This window comes from Roseateles sp. GW821-FHT09G09 (assembly GCF_059415965.1).
The window spans coordinates 310865-327804 of the sequence record NZ_JBWKOG010000004.1 but is presented as its reverse complement, the minus strand read 5'-3'; the positions used below and the strand labels follow the sequence as shown (position 1 = coordinate 327804).

15 protein-coding genes are annotated in these 16940 nt (G+C 69.6%); 7 read left to right on the top strand and 8 right to left on the bottom strand.

The window, feature by feature from the left end; all coding sequences use genetic code 11:
* Positions 1–52: 52 nt before the first annotated feature.
* Entirely contained in the window at positions 53–2518 is a 2466-nt protein-coding gene (locus tag AC07O8_RS12950) for a DNA internalization-related competence protein ComEC/Rec2 (RefSeq protein ID WP_495048409.1), read from the bottom strand.
* A 90-nt stretch (positions 2519–2608) separates the two neighbouring features.
* Here AC07O8_RS12950 and AC07O8_RS12945 point away from each other — a divergent pair, with 90 nt between their 5' ends.
* The 4 genes from AC07O8_RS12945 to AC07O8_RS12930 all read left to right on the top strand — a co-directional run bounded on the left by AC07O8_RS12945 (position 2609) and on the right by AC07O8_RS12930 (position 5694).
* A complete protein-coding gene (locus tag AC07O8_RS12945) occupies positions 2609–3076 on the top strand; it encodes a RidA family protein (RefSeq protein WP_495048408.1) in 468 nt (155 codons plus the stop codon).
* Positions 3076–3573, top strand: a complete 498-nt coding sequence (locus AC07O8_RS12940; protein ID WP_495048407.1) for a disulfide bond formation protein B — start codon at positions 3076–3078, stop codon at positions 3571–3573. The genes AC07O8_RS12945 and AC07O8_RS12940 overlap by 1 nt, the downstream gene beginning before the upstream one ends.
* A 49-nt stretch (positions 3574–3622) precedes the next feature.
* Positions 3623–4012 carry a VOC family protein gene (locus AC07O8_RS12935; protein ID WP_495048406.1) on the top strand — a complete coding sequence of 130 codons (390 nt, stop codon included), beginning with the start codon at positions 3623–3625 and terminating at the stop codon, positions 4010–4012.
* 92 nt (positions 4013–4104) lie between these two features.
* Positions 4105–5694: an alkaline phosphatase D family protein gene (locus AC07O8_RS12930; protein WP_495048405.1), complete on the top strand. Its 1590-nt coding sequence runs from the start codon at positions 4105–4107 to the stop codon at positions 5692–5694.
* A 3-nt stretch (positions 5695–5697) separates the two neighbouring features.
* On the opposite strand, the gene AC07O8_RS12925 is transcribed toward AC07O8_RS12930, so the two are convergent.
* The 7 genes from AC07O8_RS12925 to AC07O8_RS12895 form a co-directional block, all read right to left on the bottom strand.
* The gene (locus tag AC07O8_RS12925; RefSeq protein WP_495048404.1) at positions 5698–6363 is read right to left on the bottom strand and encodes a helix-turn-helix transcriptional regulator; all 666 of its coding nucleotides are present in this window, start codon (positions 6361–6363) and stop codon (positions 5698–5700) included.
* Positions 6364–6615: 252 nt separating this feature from the next.
* The gene (locus tag AC07O8_RS12920) at positions 6616–8007 is read right to left on the bottom strand and encodes a DUF1501 domain-containing protein (protein WP_495048403.1); all 1392 of its coding nucleotides are present in this window, start codon (positions 8005–8007) and stop codon (positions 6616–6618) included.
* 55 nt (positions 8008–8062) lie between these two features.
* Positions 8063–9826 (bottom strand): DUF1800 domain-containing protein, encoded by a 1764-nt coding sequence (locus AC07O8_RS12915; RefSeq protein WP_495048402.1) that lies wholly within the window; start codon positions 9824–9826, stop codon positions 8063–8065.
* Positions 9827–10171: 345 nt separating this feature from the next.
* Positions 10172–11566 (bottom strand): DUF1501 domain-containing protein, encoded by a 1395-nt coding sequence (locus AC07O8_RS12910; RefSeq protein ID WP_495048401.1) that lies wholly within the window; start codon positions 11564–11566, stop codon positions 10172–10174.
* A gap of 20 nt (positions 11567–11586) precedes the next feature.
* The gene (locus AC07O8_RS12905) at positions 11587–13317 is read right to left on the bottom strand and encodes a DUF1800 domain-containing protein (protein WP_495048400.1); all 1731 of its coding nucleotides are present in this window, start codon (positions 13315–13317) and stop codon (positions 11587–11589) included.
* 353 nt (positions 13318–13670) lie between these two features.
* Positions 13671–14309 (bottom strand): 3-oxoacid CoA-transferase subunit B, encoded by a 639-nt coding sequence (locus AC07O8_RS12900; RefSeq protein WP_495048399.1) that lies wholly within the window; start codon positions 14307–14309, stop codon positions 13671–13673.
* Between the two features lie 11 nt (positions 14310–14320).
* A complete protein-coding gene (locus AC07O8_RS12895; RefSeq protein ID WP_495048398.1) occupies positions 14321–15022 on the bottom strand; it encodes a CoA transferase subunit A in 702 nt (233 codons plus the stop codon).
* A gap of 122 nt (positions 15023–15144) precedes the next feature.
* Between AC07O8_RS12895 and AC07O8_RS12890 the strand changes: the two genes are divergently transcribed.
* From AC07O8_RS12890 to AC07O8_RS12880, 3 genes are all read left to right on the top strand, one after another.
* On the top strand, positions 15145–15582 hold the full coding sequence (locus AC07O8_RS12890) for a PaaI family thioesterase (protein ID WP_495048397.1): 438 nt from the start codon (positions 15145–15147) through the stop codon (positions 15580–15582).
* Positions 15583–15623: 41 nt separating this feature from the next.
* Positions 15624–16178 (top strand): LuxR C-terminal-related transcriptional regulator, encoded by a 555-nt coding sequence (locus AC07O8_RS12885; RefSeq protein ID WP_495048396.1) that lies wholly within the window; start codon positions 15624–15626, stop codon positions 16176–16178.
* Positions 16179–16434: 256 nt separating this feature from the next.
* Entirely contained in the window at positions 16435–16797 is a 363-nt protein-coding gene (locus tag AC07O8_RS12880) for an HU family DNA-binding protein (protein ID WP_067269564.1), read from the top strand.
* Positions 16798–16940: the final 143 nt, after the last annotated feature.

Here is a 16940-nt window from a genome sequence, read left to right as displayed (position 1 = left end):
CTGTCCCGCGGCGTGCACAGCCCCAGTGACAGGGGGCAGCGCGGAACGGCGTTCAGGGCGCAAGCCCGGGAGGCAGCAGCTCGGCGGGGTCGGGCTCCGGCGCGCTGGAGGGCAGAAGGGGCTCAGCGGGAAACGTCGCGCCCGCGGGGAACCCGAGGTTCACAGGACGTGCGGCGTTCGCGGAATTCATCCCCTGCGGCACACGCAGCCAGTAGCGCCGACGCTGCGCCCGCTCGCAGCCGTCGATCGGCGGCGACCCGCGGTCGCTGCGCCAGAGCCAGGCGCCGCAGTCGACGGTGTTGAGCAGCAGCGCGCCGGCGGCGACATACCGCGCGACGACGTCCGGCTTGGGATGCCCGAAGCGGTTCAGATACCCCGACTGCACCGCTGCCACCTGCGGCGAGACCGCGCGCACGAACGCGGCCGTCGACGAGGTCCGGCTGCCGTGGTGCGGCACGACGAGGACCTCGGACCGCAGACCGTCCTCGCCGTCCTCGCGAACCAGGCGCGCCTCCTGCGGCGCTTCGACGTCGCCGGTCAACAGCACGCGGCGCCCGGCGGCCTCGACGCGCAGCACGCAGGAGCCGGCATTGCGCTTCGCCTCCTTGCGCTTCTGACTCGCCCCGCCCGCCCCGTCCGCACCGTTCGCCCCGCCCGCCTCTGCGTCGGCGATCGGCCACAACACCTCGAAGCGCACGCCGTCCCAGGTCCAGCGCTGTCCGCGCCGGCAGCCCTCCCCGCCCGGCACCGCGCCGAGCCGCCGTTCGACCGGCATCGCCGCGAGCACGCTCGCCGCGCCCCCCACGTGATCCTGGTCCGCGTGACTGACCATCAGCAGGTCCAGGCGCCGCTCGCCCAAGCCGCGCAACAGCGGCAGCAGCACGCGTTGCCCCGCATCGGAGCCCGGCCCCCACGACGGGCCGGTGTCGAACACCATCGTGTGGCCCTGCGTGCGCAGGATCGTGGCGCCGCCCTGGCCCACGTCGGGCAGCCAGAGTTCCAGATGACCTGGCGCGGGGCGCTCGATCACCGGCCAGAACATCGGCAGACACAGCGCGAGCCCGCCAAGCCGCAAGCGCCACGGCCACGGCATCGCGAGCGCGGCACCGCCGACCAGTCCCAGCGTCTGGGCCCAGGCCGTCGGCCACGGCAGATGCCAGACCGCCAGCGGCAGGACGCGCAGCGCCTCCAGCATCGCGTTCATCAGCGCGACGCACCACGCGCCAAGCGTCCACAGCGGCGGGCACAGGGCGCCGAGCATCGCCAGCGGCGTGATCACGTAGGAGACCAGCGGGATGGCGAAGGCATTCGCCAGCAGGCCCACGATCGACAGCTGCTGGAACAGCAGCAGCGTCAGCGGCGCGAGCCCGAGCGTCACCACCCACTGCGTGTGCCAGGCGTTGCGCAGCGCGCCGCGCCAGCCGGGATCGGCGCGGTGGTCCGCGGCCATCAGCAGGGCGACGGCGCAGAACGACAACCAGAAGCCGGCCTGCGTCAGCGCCCAGGGATCCGCGGCGCAGACGCCGGCGGCGGCCGCGCACAGGCTCGTCGGCCACGGCCAGCGCGCCCCGGCCTGGCGCAGCAGCGCCAGGATGGCCAGCAGCCCCACCGTGCGCTGCGACGGCACGCCCCAGCCGGAGAACAGCGCGTAGAGCCCCGCCGCCACGACACCGATCCACATCGCGGCGCGCGGCGCGGGCAGCCACAGGCACAAGCGCGCGCTGCGCCGCCAGGCCCAGCCGGCGGCGGCGCCGGCCAGCCACGCGAACATCGTCACGTGCAGGCCGCTCACGCTCAGCAGATGGGAGACGCCGGCATCGCGGTACAGCCCCCAGTCGGCCGCATTCACCGCCCCTTGATCGCCGAGGCTCAACGCGGCGAGCACCCCGGCGCCGCGACGATCGCTCCGCTCGCTGAGTTGGCGGTCGATCGCGTCGCGCATCGTCTGCCGCAAGCCGTCGACGCTGAACCAGCTGGGCGCCAGCCGCTCCTGCCCCTGGCTGCGGCAACTGCCGGCGGCGGGCAGGTCCTGGTCGAGCATCCACAGCGCCTGGTCGAAGCCATGCGGATTCATCAGCCCGTGCGGGCGGCGCAGCTTGACGTCGAGCCGCCACCGCTCGCCGGCGCGCGGCGGGAGCGGCATCTGATAGCAGGACAACAGCACGCGCGGCGGCGCGGCGGCGCTGACCGCGATCGGATCGACATCGAAAATGAAGCGCCAACCCGCCGCGCCGCCGATGCCGTCGGTGCGCTGGGGAAGGCTGCCGATGCGGCCGGTGAGTGTCATGACCTGGCCCTCGCGGTCGACAGCGGGCAGCTCGGCCATGCGCGCGCCGGCACGGGACGCCGTGAGTCCGGATCCGGCGATTGCCGCGAGCATCGACCAAGCCAGCCAATGGGTCCTCGTCCGGCGTGCGAGCGGCAACATCATCGTGAACACCAGCGTCACGGCGATCGCGATCCAGGCCCGCCAGGCGGCGGGACCGGCCAGTGCCGGCAGGACATGCACCAGCCCCATGCCGAGCAGGGCCGCGAGCGGGACCAGTGTCCAGCGCCATGCCGGGGTGTAGGATTCCCGGCGATTTTTTCCACTTCCGCGCAGATCCTCATGAGCACTTCCGTCTACGACCGCCTGACCCAACTCGGCATCGAACTTCCGCCGGTGGCGGTGCCCGCCGCGGCCTACGTGCCGTTCGTCCGCACCGGCAACCTCGTGTTCCTGTCCGGTCATATCGCGAAGAAGGACGGCAAGCCCTGGGTGGGCCAACTGGGCAAGGACACCGACACGGCGACCGGCCAGCAGGCCGCGCGCGCCATCGCCATCGACCTGCTGGGCACGCTGCACGCGGCGGTCGGCGACCTGAACAAGGTCAAGCGCGTCGTGAAGCTGATGAGCCTGGTCAACAGCACCGGCGACTTCACCGAGCAGCACCTGGTGACCAACGGCGCGTCCGAGCTGATCGGCCAGGTCTTCGGTCCCGAGAAGGGCGCGCATGCGCGCAGCGCCTTCGGCGTGGCGCAGATCCCGATGGGCGCCTGCGTCGAGATCGAGCTGATCGCCGAGATCGCCGACTGATGCGCGCCCTGACCGCCTCGCGCGTGCTGGCCTTCAGCGCGCTGGTCTCGCTCGCCGCCGTGGCGGCGGCCCTGGTGGCGCAGTACCAGTTCGGCGTCAAGCCGTGCCCCTGGTGCGTGATGCAGCGGGGCATCTTCCTGCTGATCGCCGCGGTCAGCGCGCTGGGCTGGGTGCTGCAGCGCGTCGGCGTCGTGCGCGTGCTGGCGCTGCTGCTGTCGGGCGCCCTGGGCGTGGCGGGCCTGTTCGCCGCCGGTTACCAGCACGAAGTCGCCTCCAAGCTGGCCAGCTGCGACATGACCTTCGCGGACCGCGTGCTGACGATGTTCAAGCTGGAAGATCGGATCCCGAGCATCTTCATGGTCACGGCCAATTGCAGCGAAGCGTCCGCGTACACGCTGCTCGGTCTGCCTTATGAGATCTGGAGCGGCGCCCTGTTCACCCTGATCGCGCTGCTGTGTCTGCTGACGCTCAAGCGCGGAGCGGTGCATCGTCGGTGAGACGCGCGCCGATGTCTTTGAGATCGATCAACCTGTCGGGAGAACCTGCATGAAACGAGTCACTGGCATCGGCGGCATCTTCTTCAACGCCAAGGACCCGGCGGTCCTGCGCGATTGGTACAGGACGCATCTGGGCGTCGACGTCCAGGCCTGGGGCGGCGCCGCGTTCACGTGGACGGACGACGCGGGCCAGCCCACGGGCGGCTCGACGATCTGGTCCATCGGCGCGGCCGAGGGCGGCGACGGCTTCGGGCCGAACAAGGCGCCCTTCATGATCAACTACCGCGTGGCGGATCTCGCCTCGCTGCTGAAGGCGCTGCGCGACGAGGGCTGCAACGTCCTCGAGAAGACGGACGACTCGGAATACGGCAAGTTCGGCTGGGTCATCGACCCGGAAGGCAACAAGGTCGAGCTGTGGGAACCGCCCGCGGGGCAGTGAGCGCGGCCGGCTGAGCCGGCAGTCACCTCCCCGTCACACCCTCCCGGCAGCATCGCGGGCTTCGCCCTTTCTGATCTCGCCGGGAGACCCGCATGGACCGCCGCCGCTTCCTCCACGCCAGCACCCTTCTGGGCGGCGCCTCGTTCCTGACCGCGCCCGGCGCGCGGGCGCAAGCCCCCGCCGTCATCACGCGCGACGCCATGCGTCCGCAGATGCCGCACGGCATCCAGTCCGGTGATCCGATCGCCGACGGCGCCATCGTCTGGACCCGCGGCGACCGGCCGAGCCGCCTCTGGCTCGAGTGGTCCACCACCGCCAGCTTCGCCAACCTGCAACGCGTGCGCGGGCCGCATCTGCTCGAGGACTCCGACTTCACCGGCCGCGTCGACCTGCGCGGCCTGCCCGCCGGCCAGGAGATCTTCTATCGCGTCGTCCTGCAGGACCTGCACAACGAGCGCGTCCTGTCCGAGCCCGTCGCCGGCCACCTGCGCCTGCCGGCCGCCTTCGGCGCGAAGGGCCTCCGCGACGTCCGCTTCGCCTGGAGCGGCGACACCTGCGGCCAGGGCTGGGGCATCAACGAGTCCTGGGGCGGCATGAAGATCTATGAGCAGATCCGCCGCATCAATCCCGACTTCTTCCTGCACAGCGGCGACACCATCTACGCCGACAGCCCCATCCCCGCCGAGATCAAGCTCCCCGACGGGTCGCTCTGGCGCAACCTCGTCACCGAGCAGACCAGCAAGGTCGCCGAGACGCTCGACGAGTACCGCGGCCGCTACCGCTACAACCTGATGGACGCCAACGTCCGCCGCATGTCGGCCGACGTGCCGCAGATCTGGCAGTGGGACGACCACGAGGTCACCAACAACTACTCCGACAGCAAGGACCTCTCCGGCGACGCCCGCTACACCGAGAAGAACATCCCGCTGCTCGTCGCCCGCGCCACCAAGGCCTTCCAGGACTACGCGCCGATGCGCCGCTTCGGCGACACCGAGGGCGAACGCATCTACCGCCACTTGCCGCAGGGACCGCTCCTCGACCTCTTCGTCGTCGACATGCGCAGCTACCGCGGGCCCAACAGCGCGAACCTCCAGACCGAGGAGAACGCCGACAGCGCCTTCATGGGCCGGCCGCAGATCGGGTGGTTGCTCGAGGGGTTGAAGCGCTCCAAGGCGGTGTGGAAGGTCATCGCCGCGGACATGCCGATCGGCCTGCACGTCAACGACGGCAAGGACGCCGAGGGCCGCGACAAGTGGGAAGCCATCGCCAACGGCGACGACGGCGCGCCGCGCGGCCGGGAGCTGGAGATCGCGCGCCTGCTCAGCGAGATCAAGCGCCATCAGCTGCACAACATCGTCTGGCTCACCGCCGACGTGCACTACACCGCCGCGCATTTCTTCGATCCCGCCAAGGCGAAGCACACCGACTTCCTGCCCTTCTGGGAGTTCGTCTCCGGCCCGCTGCATGCCGGCGGCTTCGGCCCCAACAAGGCCGACGCCACCTTCGGCATGCAGGTCGCGTATCAGAAGGGGCCGGGCATTGCCAACGCCGCGCCGGCGCCGGACACGCAGTTCTTCGGCCAGGTCGACATCGACGCCAGGACCCGCGCGATGACCGTCACCCTCAAGGACCTCGAGGGCTCGACGCTCTATGCGAAGACGCTGGCGCCGAAGCGGGCCTGATCCTCAGACCCGCTCCATCGCCCGCAGGACGCCTTGCATCGGCGGCAACTGCGCCACCATCGACACGAGGTCGCGGATGCTCTCGGTCGCCGTCTTCGCCCGCACGCTCGCGATCTGCGTGCGCACGGTCGAGATGGCCACGCCGTGGCGCTGGGCGATCTCCTGAGGCTGAAGCCCCGAGCAGAGCGACTGCAGCACCTGCAGCTCCGCCGCCGTCAGTTGGTGTTCGCGGGCAAACGCGAGCATCGGCAGTTCCCCGCACAGGTTGCGCTTGCCCAGCACCACCATCGCCTGCGACGGCCGCCCCTGGCCGTCCTGCAGCGGCAGCACCGACAGCGACAGCCGGCCCGCGCCACGCCCCAGGCAGATGAGATGGCGCAGCCCGCGCTGCACGTCGGTCAGCGCGCTTTCCAATCGCAGGTGATCGTTGCGCTGCGACGCGACCAGCTGGCCGTCGACGATCTGCAGCGGCGAGGTCTCGTCCAGCTGTCGTCGCGCGGTGCTGTTGGCATAGAGCAGCTGCCCTTCGACGGCGACGAGACAGACCCCCAGGTCGATCTCCTCCAGCGCATGGCGCCACCATCGATCCGGCCATCCACGCCGGCGTTCGGGCCCGCGATAGGACATGAGCCGGCCCAACTCCGGGCTCCTCCCCAGCAGTCCATCCATTTCAGCCTCCCTGGTGGGCGTGCGTGGAACGCGGCCCTCGACTTGCTCACGGTCTTGTCGCCGTGGTGGGTGCGTGGGGCCTCACCGAGATGTTAGGAGAACGCCAGGGGCTTGCGTAGCGGAACTTGACGGACGGCGCCCCCTAGGGTTGGGGGAACAGGCCCTGTCGGTTTCCGCGTCGATATTCCGGGAGGGCCCCGATCACGGAGAAACCCTTGTCCATCGGGCTCGCGGCCAGCCCACGATGGTGCGTCAGGCCATGAAGCCGAGGTCCACGCCGCCGAAATTACCGATGTTGGGCAGCACCGTCCGCAGCTCCGAAGGCGGCACGCCCATCCACAGCGCCAGCGTCGATGCGAGCTGGTCCACCGAGGTCGTCGGCAACAACCGGCCCTGACCGACGTCGTCCGGCCCGTTCACGCTCACCGACGGCGCCGTGCCGTAGAAGCGGCCGCCCTTGACCGCGCCGCCCATCACCAGGTGATGCGAACCCCAGCCGTGATCGGTGCCGTCGCCGTTGCTGCTGAGCGTGCGGCCGAAGTCCGACGCGGTGAACGCGGTGACCTTGTCGGCCACGCCGAGTTCCTGCAGCGCGCTGTCGAAGCTGGCCATCGCGCCGCCGACCTGCTGCATCAGCACCGGATGACGCGTCGTCAGGCTGTCGTGGAGGTCGAACCCGCCCACCGACACGAAGAACACCTGCCGCGTCATCCCGAGCGACGAGCGCGCGGCGATCATCCGGGCCACCATGCGCAGCTGCTGCGCGAGCGCGTCGGTGGCGAAGGCCGTCGACATCGATGCGCCGCCGGCCAGCGCGCCGGTCAGCGTCGACTGCAGATCGATCGAACGCGCGGTGACGCGGTTGAGCTCGCTCTCCATCGGATGGATGCGCTCCTCGGTGATCAGCGATTTCATCAGGTTGGCGCAGGCCGACGAGCCGAACAGCGCGCTGCCGATGCCCGTGATCGCCTGCTTGCCGCTGACGCCCATCTGGTATTGGAACGCGTTGTCGCCGGCCTGGAAGATGGCGTTGCCCGAGACGTTGATGCAGGTCAGCGCCGAGCGGCCGTTGGACGACAGCATGAAGTCGGCCATGCGGCCGCCCCAACCGGTGCGCGCGCCTTCGACGCTGGACGATTGCCAGAGGCTGGACTGGTCGTTGTGCGAGAAGAGCTTGGGCGGCAGCGGCACGGCGCCGGACTTGTACTGGGCGAGCGTGGTGGGCGCCATCAACGTGCCGATGTTGAGCATCACCGCGAGCCGGCCGGCGTCGAACGCCGGCTTGACGGCGGACAGGCCCGGCGCCAGCGCCATCTGCCGGCCGTCGGGCAAGGCGAGCGTCGGCGACAGCGCCGTGGCCGCCAGCGCGTCGCGGCCGATCGCCAGCGTCGGCCGGATCGCCGAGTAGGCCTGGTGACTCACGGCGTCGTAAGGGATCACGGTGTTGCCGTAGTCGTTGCCGCCGTACAGGAACACGCACACCAGCGCCTTGTAGTCGCTGCCGCCCGCGGTGGCCGCGGCGGCGTCGCCGATCGCCGCGAGCTGCAGCGCCCAGGGCGCGGCCGTCGCGGCCACGGACGCCGCCGAGGCGCGCTTGAGGAACTCGCGGCGACGCAGCGAGGAGAGCTTGGAAACATGAGCCACGGGAAGATCTCCAGTGACCGGCGCGCCATGGGCGCGACGGCGAAAAGCGGTGGGTTTACTTCTGGACCTGGTATTCGGGGCAGGCCAGCAGCAGCATCCAGCCCGCGCGGGCGCGGTTGAGCCTGCCGGCGTCGGTCGTCACCGCGATCGTCCCGACCGCCGTCGCGATGCGCTGCTGCGTCGCGTCCGACACGCCGCCGCCGCCCAGCAGCAAGGCCTGGCGCGCCACCATCGCGCGCGCGTCGGCGGCGAGGGCCACGTCGGCGCTGAAGTCCGCCTTCGCGTCGCCGAGGCCGTCGGTCAGCATCTTCTGCATGAAGTTGAGATACCCGGTGACCGTCACCTCGTTGACCAGCTGGAACTCTGGCGCCGTCACGCCGGCCGCCGTCATCGACGAGCTCGGCGGCACATACCCCGGACGGAAGAAGTTGAAGACCGACGGGCTGAAGAAGGGGCTCTGACCCAGCCGCGTTTCCGCGTCGGTGGTCTCGAAGATGCTCCACTGGCCCGCCGACGTCAGGACGACGTTGCGCGCCACCTGGACGAAGCGCAGCACCGGCTCGCGCAATTTGCCGGAGCTGGTGACGCCGGCCTCGGTCAGGCGCGCCTCGGGATCGAGCAGCACCGCGCGCAGCACGGCCTTCAGATCGCCGCGCACGCCCTGCCCGTTGTCGTTGAACACCTGCGCGACCCGCTGCACATAGGCGGCGCTCGGGTTCGAGCAGACGAAGCGCTGGATCAACTGCCGCCCGAAGAACGGCCCGACGTTCGGATGGTCGGCCAGCGTGTCCAAGGCCTGGCGCAGCGCCGCTGGGCCGTCGACACCCGCGCCGATCGTGGCGCCGAGCACCGTCTTCGCGCCGGTGGAGAAATTGCTGGCGTTGTGCACCATCGGGCGGCGCATCACGCCGTACTCCGGGCCGCCGCTGTTGCCGGCGGTGTCGAAGTCCCAGCCGGTGAAGGCGCGCGCCATCTGCGTGACCACCGTCTGGTCGTAGGTCTCGACCGGCCGGCCGCCGCTGGTCTGCACCGTGCCGTCGAGGTTCAGCTTGACCAGGCCGATGGTGAACAGCTGCATCACCTCGCGGGCGAAGTTCTCGTCAGGCTGGCGGCCCTTGCCGTCCTCCTTCTTGCTGCCGCGCATCGCCAGGAAGGCGCCCATCGCCGGCGACAGCGTCACCGCCTCCAACAGGCCGCGGAAGGTGCCGAAGGCGTTCTCCTCCAGCACGTCGGCGTAGGCGGTCATCGTCATGGTGCGCCACGGGAAGTCGAAGCCCAGCGCCGAGACGACGAAAATCTCCGACAACGCCAGCACCATGCGCTGGCGCAACTGGTCCGGCGAGCTGATGAACTTGCGCCAGACGGAGTTGTAGAAGCCGTTGTAATAGAAATACTTGTTGGCCTCGATCGCATAGCCGTTGCGGACCACCCAGTCCCAATGGGACTCGGTGCGCGGCGCGAGGAACTGCAGGTCCAGCCAGGCGTTGTAGCCGACGGACTTGAGCGTGGCGATGTCGGCCTCGCTCGCGGCGAAGCCGGCCTGCGCGAGGAAGCGCGCGGCCTGGGCCTCGTTGGGCAGCGGCAGCGCGGCGCCCGCGGCGGGCGCCGGGGCCGGTGCGGGCGCGGGCGCCGGTGCCGGCCCGGGGGCTGGTGACGGTGACGGTGACGGTGACGGTGCGGGCGCGGGCGTGCCGTCGGGTGTGGGCGCGGAGCCGGACGGGGTGGCCGGCGAATCGCCGCCGCCTCCCCCGCCGCCGCAGGCGCTGAGGGCAGCGGCGGCAGCCGTGACGGCTGCGGAAGACCAGGGGAATCGGAGCATGGCGGTTGGGCGTCGTTACTGCTGACGGCCGCGACTCTAGAGAGTCCTGCCCCCGAAATCAGCATCCGATCCGCAACAGCGGAAAGGGCCGGAAACGCATCCGGTTACCGTGTCGTTCGACCTCGACAGGCGCCCTTTTCCCCCGTGATCATCGGCACTTCCGTCGATCGACCGGTATTTTTCCCGGACTCGGCCGACGGCCCGTGCGACTTCTCACGACGCGACCACCCGGTCGCACCGACGCGTTCGCGACGCGTCCGTTTCCCGCCACCCGCCGGCCTCGCCCGATGTAATTGGCGGGGACAAACCCGCCAGTCCCGGCGATCGCCAGCGAAGAGTTCGAAATCAGGCCGCAAAGAGCCCGAGGTCTTTCTGGCTGAAGTTCACGATCCCCGGGAGGATGCCCGGGAGGTCGCCCGCCGGCACGCCCATCCAGAGGGCCAGCGTCGCGGCCAGCTGGTCGACCGAGGTGGTCGGCAACAAGCGGCCCTGCCCGACGTCGTCGGGTCCGTTGACGGCGACCGTCGGCGCCGTGCCGTAGAAGCGGCCGCCCTTCACCGCGCCGCCCATCACGAGGTGGTGGCTGCCCCAGCCGTGGTCGGAGCCGTCGCCGTTGGAGCTCAGCGTGCGGCCGAAATCGGAGGCGGTGAAGGTCGTGACGTTCGGGGCGACGCCGAGCTCGACGAGCGCCGCGTCGAAGCTGGCCATCGCGCTGGCGACGTTGCCCAGCAGCACCGGCTGCTGCGACATCAGGTTGTCGTGCAGGTCGAAGCCGCCGATCGAGACGAAGTACACCTGCCGCTTCACGCCCAGCGAGGCGCGGGCGCCGATCAGGCGGGCCACCGTCTGCAGCTGGGACGCCAGGCCGTTGCCGTTGGTCTCGAACGGCGTCTGCAGCGTGGTGGTGGCCAGGGCGGTGGTGATGGTGCCCTGCGCGTTGACCGAGCGCGCGGTGACGCGGTTCAGTTCCTGCTCCATCCAGTGCTGGCGCTCGCCGGTGATCATGCCGCGCAGCGCTTCGGCGCAGGCGGCCGAGCCGAACAGCGAGCGGTTCGCGCCGTTGATGGCGACGGCGCCGCCGGCGCTCATCTGGTACTGCACCGCCTGGCCGCCCGACATGAACACGGCGTTGCCGGAGACGTTGATGCAGCTGAAGGTCGCGTTGCCGTTGCTGGCCAGGAACTGGTCGGCGAGGCGACCGCCCCAGCCCGAGGTCGCGCCTTCCGGCCGGGACGACTGCCAGAGGCTGGACTGGTCGTTGTGCGAGAACAGCTTGGGCGGCAGCGGCACGTTGGCGGCCTTGTACTGGGCCAGCGTCGTCGGCTGCATCAGCGGACCGATGTTGAGCATCACCCCGAGCCGGCCGGCGTCGAAGACCGGCTTGAGCCGGTTCATCGTCGGCGCGAGGGCGAGCTGCCGGCCGTCGGGCAGCGCCAGGGACGGCGTCAGCGCCGTGGCGGCGAGCTGCTCGCGCGGGATCGCCAGGGCCTGGCGGATGTTCGCGTAAGCCTGGTAGTTCGCCGTGTCGTAGGGGATGACGGTGTTGCCGTAGTCGTTGCCGCCGTACATGAACAGGCAGACGATGGCCTTGTAGTCGCCGGGGGCGGCGGCCGCGGCGGCCTCGCCGATGGCGGCCAGCTGCAGCGCCCAGGGCGCGGCGGTGCCGGCGATGGACACCGCCGAGGCGCGCTTGAGGAACTCGCGACGGCGCAGCGCGGGAAGCTTGGAGATGTGGGTCATGATCGGCTCCGCTCGGCTGGTTATTTCTGGACCTGGTATTCGGGCGCTGCCAGCACCATCAGCCAGGAGGCCTTGACGCGGTTCAGCTTGTTCGCGTCGGTGTCGGCCTTGATCGTGGCGACGGCGGTGGCGATCGTGGTGAGCGTCGTTTCCGAGATGTCGCCGCCGGCCATCAGCTGCGCCTGGCGGCGCACCAGCGCGGGGGCGTCGGCGGCCAGCGCCAGATCGGCGGCGTAGTCGGGCTTCATGTCGCCGATGCCGTTGCCGATCAGGCCCTGCATGAAGTTCAGGTAGCCGGCAACGGTGCTTTCGTTGCAGAGCTGGAACTCCGGCGCGGTCACGTTGTTGGTGCCCAGCTGCGAGTTGGGCGGCACGTAGCCGGGCCGGAAGAAGTTGAAGACCGAGCCGCTGCGCATCGGGCTCTGGCCCAGGCGCGACGAGGGGTTGCTGGTGTCGCCGATGGCCCAGAGGTCGCCGGGCGAGCTCATGCCGACCGTGCGCGCCCACTGGATCATGCGCTGCAGCGGTTCGCGCAGCTTGCCGCCGCTGGGCGCGGTCGAGCGCTGGCGGGCTTCCGTGTCGAGCAGGATCGCCTTGATCACCGCACGCAGGTCGCCGCGCACGCCCTTGCCGTTGTTGTCGAAGACGGCGGCGACGCGCTGCACGTAGGCGGGGCTGGGGTTCGAGGCCACCAGGCGCTGGATCAGCTGACGGCCGATGAAGGGGCCGACGTTGGGATGCGCGCTCAGCGTGTCCAGCGCCATCTTCATCGCGGCGGCGCCGTCGGCGGTCGCCGGGATGACGGCGTCCAGCACCTTCTTCTCGCCGGTGGAGAAGCGCGAGGCGTTCTGCCGCATCGGGCGCTTCATGTAGCTGAAGTCGAGGCCGTTCACGTCGGCGGAATCGATGTCGAAGTCCCAGCCCGTGAACACGCGCGCCAGGTCGGTGATCTGCTGCAGCGTGTAGGTGTCGACGGTCTTGCCGTTGACCATCTTGGGCGTGCCGTCGGCGTTGAGCTGGTTCAGGCCGATCGTGAACAGCTGCATCACCTCGCGGGCATAGTTCTCGTCGGGCTGGCGGCCGGTCTTGGCGTCTTCCTTGCGGTTGCCGCGCATGGCCAGGTACACGCCCATCGCGGGGGACAGGGTGACGCCCTCGATCAGCTCACGGAAGGTGCCGAAGCAACGCTCCTCGAGCATGTCGACGTAGCCGGCGGTGGCAAACTGCGGCCACGCGATCGGCAGGCCGTTCATCGACACGACGAAGATCTCCGACAGCGCCAGCACCACGCGCTGGCGCAGCTGGTCGGGCGAAGCGATCAGCTTGCGCCACAGCGTCGCGTCGACGCCGTCCAGGCTGTAGCGGTTGGCCTCGGCGCCCTTGCCCTTGGCCACGAGCCAGTCGTAGTGGCTCTGCGTGCGCGGCGCGTCGAACTGCTGGTCCAGCCAGCGCGAGAAGCCGGCCGTCTTGACGTTGGTCAGATCCGTCGCGCTGGCGGCGAAACCGGCCTGGCCGAGGAAGCGCGCGGCTTCCGGCTCGGTGGGCGGGACCGTGGTCTGGGGATCGCTGTCGGGGCCGCCGGAAGCGTTGTCGCCGCCACCGCCGCCGCAGGCCGCGAGCAGCGCCGCCGCGGCGGCAGCCGCCAGCGCAGCAGGCGCGCCGATGGACGGGGTGTCACCGACGACGCGGTCGTCGTCGGGCAGTGCGGGCGGTGCGGGCGGTGCGAAGGGGGTGGTGGCGGCAGCAGTCATCTCGGCATCGGCTCGTAGCAGCGGATGCGGGATGGTGGCGAGGGTCGGCCGTTAAGACACCGTCATTCGTACAACTTGTGAAAGGCGCGGCAACAGGTTGTGGCGGCGTGACTTATGCACGCGCCGAACTTGTCAGGGTCGGATAAGCGCGGGAAACGAACTGGAAACACGCCGCGTGCGCGTGGCACGCGGGGTGCCGGGGTCAGATCTTGCGTGAGGCCAAGCGCGGGCACTCCACGGTGCAGGGGGCATCCCTCCGGGAACCCCCAGCACCATTCCGGCCCCACTCCCGCACGCTGCCCACGGGCCTGGGCGTGCGTGTGGCAGGTCTTGCCATGGGGGCCAGGTCTTGCTCAGATCAGCGTGACGCCGGTCTTGCTCTGCACGAACTCGCGCGTGACTTCGGGAGCGAGCTCGACGAGCTTCAGGCCTTCCGGGGTCACGTCCATCACGGCGAGGTCCGTGATGATGCGGTTGACGACGCCGACACCGGTCAGCGGCAGCGTGCAGGCCGGGATGATCTTCAGGTCTTCGGTGCCGTCCTTCTTGCGGGCGACGTGCTCCATCAGCACGATCACGCGCGGCACGCCGGCGACCAGGTCCATCGCGCCGCCCATCCCCTTCACCATCTTGCCGGGAATCATCCAGTTGGCGAGGTCGCCTCTTTCGCTGACCTGCATCGCGCCCAGGATGCTGAGGTTGATCTTGCCGCCGCGGATCATCGCGAAACTGTCATGGCTGCCGAAGATCGACGAGCCGGGAATCGTCGTCACCGTCTGCTTGCCGGCGTTGATCAGGTCGGCGTCGACCTCGTCGTCCGTCGGGAACGGGCCGATGCCGAGCATCCCGTTCTCGCTCTGCAGCCACACTTCCTTGTCGGCCGGCACGAAGTTCGCCACCAGCGTCGGAATGCCGATGCCGAGATTCACATAGAAGCCGTCTTCCAGCTCCTGCGCGGCGCGTGCCGCCATCTGGTCTTGGGTCCAGGGCATGTCTTGTCTCCTCAGGCAGCGGGGCGGATGGTGCGCTTCTCGATGCGCTTCTCGGGATTCGGGTTGTGCACGATGCGGTGCACGTAGATCCCGGGCAGGTGGATGCTGTCGGGATCAAGCTCGCCGACCTCGACGACCTGCTCCACCTCCACCACCGTGACCTTGCCGGCCATCGCGCAGGCCGGATTGAAGTTGCGCGCGGTGCGCCGGAAGATGAGGTTGCCGCTCTTGTCGGCGATGTGCGCCTTGACCAGCGCGACGTCCGGGTTGAGCGCGCGCTCCATCACGTACTGGTGGCCGTCGAACTCGCGGATCTCCTTGCCCTCGGCCACCAGCGTGCCGACGCCGGTGCGGGTGAAGAAGGCGGGGATGCCCGCGCCGCCGGCGCGCAGCTTCTCGGCCAGCGTGCCCTGCGGCGTGAACTCGAGTTCAAGCTCGCCGGCCAGGTACTGGCGCTCGAATTCCTTGTTCTCGCCGACGTAGCTGGAGATCATCTTGCTGATCTGCCGCGTCTCGAGCAGCTGGCCGAGGCCGAAGCCGTCGACGCCCGCGTTGTTGCTGATGACGGTGAGCCCCTTGACGCCGCTGTCCCGCAGCGCCGCGATCAGCGCCTCCGGGATGCCGCACAGGCCGAAGCCGCCGACGGCCAGCAGCTGGCCGTCCTTCACGATGCCGTCCAGCGCCGCCTGGGCGCTGGGGAAGAGCTTGTTCATCCGATGTCTCCTGCTTGCCGTTGATGCACGGGGTTCAGAACTGGTCGGCCAATCTACTACGTAAGACATTACGTAAGCGCTACGTAGAATTGATTAAGCCACCGACGCCCGAAGGAAGCCCGATGACCCTGCCCCTGGACGCAACGCCGCGGGACGCGATGTCCCTCGACGAACTGCGCGCGCAGATCCCGAAGATCTTCGCGCCCTGGATCGTCGCACTCGGCCTGGATCCCGTCCATGCGGAAGACGGCCTGCTGCGTTTGACCATGCCGGTCGCGCCGGACCTGGTCCACGTGGGCGGCGTGATGTGCGGGCAGGCCTCGATGGCGGCGGCCGACACGGCCATGGTGCTGCTGATGATGCGCGAGCTGGGCGAGTTCCGCCCGATGACGACCGTCCAGCTGCAATCGACCTTCCTGCGACCGGTCTCGGGGGCGCGTTGCACGATCGAGGCGCACCTGCTGCGGCGCGGCAGGAACCTGGCGTTCGGGCAGATCGACCTGTTCGACGAGCAGGGCCGGCTCGCGGTCCAGTCGACGACGACCTACGCCTTGCTGTGACGATCGCGGCCCGCCCGACCCGCTTGCGACGTGACCCACCGATGAACCTCGACTACCGCATCGCCTTCGACCAGGCCCCGATCGGGCTGGTGATTTCCGAGCACCGCCTGATCAGGGACTGCAACCGGCTCGTGCTGGAGATCTTCGGCGCGGAGCGCGAGCAGTTGATCGGCCACAGCTTCGCGCTGCTGTATCCGAGCCCGGTCGAATTCGAGCGCACCGGCGAGCGCATCGTCGCGAGCCTCGATGGCGCCGGCTATTACGCCGACGAGCGGGTGATGAAGCGCGTCGGCGGCACGCGCGCCGGCGAGCTGTTCTGGTGCCACGTGTCGGGTCGCGCGCTGGACCCGTCTCAGCCGCATGCCAGCGGCATCTGGAGCTTCGAGGACCTGTCCGCGACGCGCCAGCTCAAGGCCGACCTGACGCCGCGCGAGCGCGAGATCGCTGCGCTGCTGATCGAGGGTCTCACGAGCAAGCTGATCGGCCGCAGGCTCGGCGTCAGTCCGCGCACGGTCGATGTGTACCGCGCACGGCTGATGAAGAAGTACGGCGCGGCAAGCACGCCGGACCTTGTCCACCGTCTGCTCGTGTCATGAGTTTCATTGCGTGACGTATTCCCGAGCAAGGCCTGACGCCGTCGGGAAAGCCCCCGTGGCGCGCTGCGATGTCGTTGTTGCAAGCGCTCACAGGATCCTCAGAAGCGCCGATGAACACTGATAACGCGCAAGACGTGACCCCGGATAGGCGATTTCATCGATGATTTGCGGGGCAACCCGGGGATGCGCACGTGATTTCTCACGCACAATACGCGCCGTCCGGCGTTAGTCGGGCCCTAACCGCAGAGTCAAACGAATGAACAAGACCGAACTGATCGAACACCTGGCTTCCAAGCACGAACTGACCAAGGCCGAAGCCGGCCGCATCCTGGAAACGCTGCTGGACGCGGTGGTGTCCACGGTGAAGAAGGGTGGCGCCGTCTCCATCCCGGGCTTTGGCGCCTTCAAGCAACACGCCCGTGCCGCCCGCACCGGCGTGAACCCCAGCACCGGCGACAAGATCAAGATCGCCGCCGCCAAGCTGCCGAAGTTCACCCCGGGCGCCGGCTTCAAGGCCGCCGTGGACCCGAAGGCCGCCGCTCGCAAGGCTGCCGCCAAGCCGGCCAAGGCCCCCAAGGCCGCTGCCGCCAAGCCCGCCAAGAAGGCCGCCAAGAAGTAATCCCCTTCTGGCGCACGCCGATCGCCAGGCCCGTCCTGGCGGTTCCGGCGGACCCGAACAAACCCGGCTTCTGCCGGGTTTGTTTTTTTGCTCCTACATTTCTGACATGTCCGCCCCCGCGCCCACCGTCGCGCCCATCGACG

Excerpts from the sequence above, each read along its gene's own strand:
- AC07O8_RS12950 (WP_495048409.1), bottom strand. The coding sequence starts at position 2,518 with ATGGGGCTGGTGCATGTCCTGCCGGCACTGGCCGGTCCCGCCGCCTGG.
- AC07O8_RS12945 (WP_495048408.1), top strand. The coding sequence starts at position 2,609 with ATGAGCACTTCCGTCTACGACCGCCTGACCCAACTCGGCATCGAACTT.
- AC07O8_RS12940 (WP_495048407.1), top strand. The coding sequence starts at position 3,076 with ATGCGCGCCCTGACCGCCTCGCGCGTGCTGGCCTTCAGCGCGCTGGTC.
- AC07O8_RS12935 (WP_495048406.1), top strand. The coding sequence starts at position 3,623 with ATGAAACGAGTCACTGGCATCGGCGGCATCTTCTTCAACGCCAAGGAC.
- AC07O8_RS12930 (WP_495048405.1), top strand. The coding sequence starts at position 4,105 with ATGGACCGCCGCCGCTTCCTCCACGCCAGCACCCTTCTGGGCGGCGCC.
- AC07O8_RS12925 (WP_495048404.1), bottom strand. The coding sequence starts at position 6,363 with ATGGATGGACTGCTGGGGAGGAGCCCGGAGTTGGGCCGGCTCATGTCC.
- AC07O8_RS12915 (WP_495048402.1), bottom strand. The coding sequence starts at position 9,826 with ATGCTCCGATTCCCCTGGTCTTCCGCAGCCGTCACGGCTGCCGCCGCT.
- AC07O8_RS12910 (WP_495048401.1), bottom strand. The coding sequence starts at position 11,566 with ATGACCCACATCTCCAAGCTTCCCGCGCTGCGCCGTCGCGAGTTCCTC.
- AC07O8_RS12905 (WP_495048400.1), bottom strand. The coding sequence starts at position 13,317 with ATGACTGCTGCCGCCACCACCCCCTTCGCACCGCCCGCACCGCCCGCA.
- AC07O8_RS12900 (WP_495048399.1), bottom strand. The coding sequence starts at position 14,309 with ATGCCCTGGACCCAAGACCAGATGGCGGCACGCGCCGCGCAGGAGCTG.
- AC07O8_RS12895 (WP_495048398.1), bottom strand. The coding sequence starts at position 15,022 with ATGAACAAGCTCTTCCCCAGCGCCCAGGCGGCGCTGGACGGCATCGTG.
- AC07O8_RS12890 (WP_495048397.1), top strand. The coding sequence starts at position 15,145 with ATGACCCTGCCCCTGGACGCAACGCCGCGGGACGCGATGTCCCTCGAC.
- AC07O8_RS12885 (WP_495048396.1), top strand. The coding sequence starts at position 15,624 with ATGAACCTCGACTACCGCATCGCCTTCGACCAGGCCCCGATCGGGCTG.
- AC07O8_RS12880 (WP_067269564.1), top strand. The coding sequence starts at position 16,435 with ATGAACAAGACCGAACTGATCGAACACCTGGCTTCCAAGCACGAACTG.